The sequence below is a fragment of the Luteitalea sp. genome (assembly GCA_009377605.1).
In the GTDB taxonomy this organism is placed as follows: Bacteria; Acidobacteriota; Vicinamibacteria; order Vicinamibacterales; family Vicinamibacteraceae; genus WHTT01.
The window spans coordinates 8,707-11,763 of sequence record WHTT01000139.1 but is presented as its reverse complement, the minus strand read 5'-3'; the positions used below and the strand labels follow the sequence as shown (position 1 = coordinate 11,763).

2 protein-coding genes and 1 pseudogene (1 of these 3 only partly in view) are annotated in these 3,057 nt (G+C 64.8%); 1 reads left to right on the top strand and 2 read right to left on the bottom strand.

Annotated elements, in window-relative coordinates:
- Positions 1-195 precede the first annotated feature (195 nt).
- Entirely contained in the window at positions 196-792 is a 597-nt protein-coding gene (locus tag GEV06_26785) for a hypothetical protein (GenBank protein ID MPZ21466.1), read from the bottom strand.
- A gap of 101 nt (positions 793-893) precedes the next feature.
- Here GEV06_26785 and GEV06_26780 point away from each other — a divergent pair, with 101 nt between their 5' ends.
- Positions 894-2,471, top strand: a complete 1,578-nt coding sequence (locus GEV06_26780) for a BamA/TamA family outer membrane protein (protein MPZ21465.1) — start codon at positions 894-896, stop codon at positions 2,469-2,471.
- A gap of 80 nt (positions 2,472-2,551) precedes the next feature.
- On the opposite strand, the pseudogene GEV06_26775 reads toward GEV06_26780, so the two are convergent.
- Positions 2,552-3,057: pseudogene (locus tag GEV06_26775) on the bottom strand (hypothetical protein) (it continues 1,402 nt past the right edge of the window).

Genomic DNA, 3,057 nt, shown 5'->3' with positions numbered 1-3,057 from the left:
CTTCACTGGCAGCCGACGCAACAGAATCTGGTCGATGAGCGTAAAAATCGCCGCGTTCGCGCCGATACCCAGCGCCAGGGACAGAATCGCCACTGTCGAGAAGAGGGGGTTTCTGCGGAACCCGCGCACCGCAAGGCGAAGGTCGGCCATCCAGGAAGTCATCGACCTCTTTGACGAGAGCAGAGCGGCCCAGGTTTACGCGCCAGCCGTCGCCGCCTCGCAGGCGGCCTCGGCCAGGAGGGCGTAGGTGAACTGCTTGCCGCGGCGTGGGCCGCTGCAGATGACGCCCTCGAGCTCGGCATGGAGCGCGAGATGCGCCAGGCGCTGGCCGCGCGCGACCATGCCGGCCTGCTCGAGGCGGACGGCAAGCTCCGCGCGCGTCAGGTAGTGCCGGTCCCGCAGCGCGCGCTCGAACGCTGCCGTCCCGCTCACGAGCGTCGATCGATCGAGCTCGAGCCGGCGGTCATAGGGAGCCATGCGCCGCTGCACCCGCGGTCCGGTCAGATCCAGCATCCAGCGGATATCAGTGGGCGCCAGGAAGTGCCAGGTCGGCCGCATGACATGCGTGCGCAGGATGCGACCGTCGTGAAGGCGCGCTCGATGGCGGCGTCGGTCGCCCTGCCGGACAGGCGCAGCCCGATTGCCCACTTCGCGGGGCCATACTCCTTCGCCTGCATGGCGCCGAACCAGCGGACAATGTCGACGGCGTTTCGGCCCAACGGCCGTTCGACGCGCTGGTTGTGCAGCCTCCGTGCGGCAATCGACGCGTTCATACTCGTCTCGACCGTATATCGTCGGTCACACCTGTGAATGCTCGGCACACCCCGGTCTCGGCCATTCGCTTCACAGTCAATGAGTTGCGTGATGGCGCGGCAGTTGCTTTACGTGTCGCCATGAGAACTCTTGAGGCACCAAAAGTGCGGCAAGTGAGCGTCGCGGGGCGAGGCCCGGCAGGGGCTCGGCCCGCAAGAACGCTTGCACTCATGCTGATCCTCCTCGGCCTGCCGGTTTTTGGCGCCAGCGCCCAGGAGACCGAGATGCCGGAAGGCGCGCTCATCAAATCAGTCGACGTGTCGGGGTCGGACTTGAACTTGCTGAGCCCAAAGCTTCGAGATGATATCAACGCGCTCGTCGGAGAAAGGCTACATCGCGAGCGACTCGATGCCCTGGCCATGCGGATCGAAGCCGAGAATCCCGACGTCGTCGCGACCGTGCGGACACTGGTGCAGCCGGACGGTCAGGTCCGCGTCACCTTCTTCCTCGAACGAATCAGCGACGCGCGGGACCTCATGTTGAACATCAACGCGCGGTACACGGTCGAGAGCGTAGAGATCTCAGGCATTTCCGAGAGGAAGGTCAGTCGGCAGCTGCGCGACGATCTGCAGTCGCTCGTCGGCACGCGCCTCGACTCAGACGAGGCCAAACGGCTCGAGAAATGGCTGGCGGCCGAGCTACCTGACTATAGGGTGACGAGACACATTGCGCGGGGGAGTCAGCCGGGCCGCATCCGTGTCGTCTTCGAAGTCGGACAGCGCGAGGAGCCCTGGATTCCCTTCAGGCCGTCGAGGTCGAAGCTCGTCTATCACGCGGATCAGAAATGGAGCGGTGTGCTGGACATCTCGAATGGCGGGCGGCGCCATCGCGCCACGGTAGGTTTCGTGTTCAGCAACGGCGACGATCTGATCGAGGACTACTCGGGCTTTCGAGTGCGCCTCGAAAGCCGAGAGCTCGTCACCGAACGGCTCGGCGCCAGCCTCGAGGTGTCTCGCCTCCGTCAGACCTGGCACCCCGACACGCTTGCGGCACTCGCGGCCGATCCGCGCATCCCGGAGGCCTATCGCGAGCGCCTGACCGTCGAGCCGACGGTCACGTTCGCCTTCAGCCCGCATGTGCGAATCACGGCCGGAGCCAGCGTCTCCGAGCTGGAGTCGCTGTCTCGCTCCCCGGAATCTCAGAAGGCGAACGCGGTGGTTGCCTCTATTGCCTACGACCAACGCTGGAAACAACGACGAGTCGACAGCCAAAACCTGGCCGCGAGCTACGAGTGGCGATCCGCAACGAGCGAGCTCGACAGCGATCTCGTTTACACGCGGCACGTCGGCCAGGTCGACTACCAGTACGAGCGCGGGAAGAGCGCCGTGATAGCAGGCCTCGCCGTGGGTCGCATCACCGGCCGCGCGCCGCTGTTCGAGCGGTTTTCGCTCGGGGATTCGTCGACGCTTCGCGGCTGGAACAAGTTCGACATCGCTCCGACCGGCGGCGATCGAATGTTTCACCAGTCGCTCGAGTACCGCTATCGCCATATCGCGTGGTTCCTCGATACGGGCTCGGTGTGGGATCCGGATGCCGAGATGAAGGTGCGATTCTCCACGGGGTTCGGCTACCACACCGACAACACGTTCTTGACCGTGGGCTTTCCGCTGAATGCCAGCGAGGTCACGGCCACCTTCATGATGGGTGTACGATTTTGAGCGGCGCCGCGATCCGCCTGTCGATCTGGCGCCTCGGCCTCGTCACGCTGTTCGTCATCGCGGCGCCAGGTGTACGACTGTCAGCGCAGTCCCTGTCCGTGCACGCCGTGGGAAATGTCGTGCACGTCCTCGCGCCCGGGTTCCGCTTCATCGAAGGACGAGTGCTGGCGCGCTTGAAAGGTGGCCGCTCGGTACGCATCGACGTCGCGGTTACGGCATTGGCAGCACCCGAGGGTCCCGCGCTTGCCGCGAGTCGGCAGAATTTCAATCTGAGCTACGATCTCTGGGAAGAACAGTTTGCGGTGACTCGAATCGGGGCGCCGCGGCGTTCGGTCTCGCACCTGACGGCGAGGGACGCCGAGGCGTGGTGTCTCGAGCACCTCACGCTGCCCGCGACGGCCCTGCGGCGTGCTGATCGGGAGATACCGTTCTGGGTAAGGCTTGCATATCGGGTCCAGAACCCGGATCCGGAGCCGTATTCCAACGAGAACGAACCGAGGTTCACCCTTGGACGACTGATCGACGTCCTGAGCCGTACGCCAGGCTGTGATTCCTGACGTCCGAGACACCACCGAGGTTGCCGCCG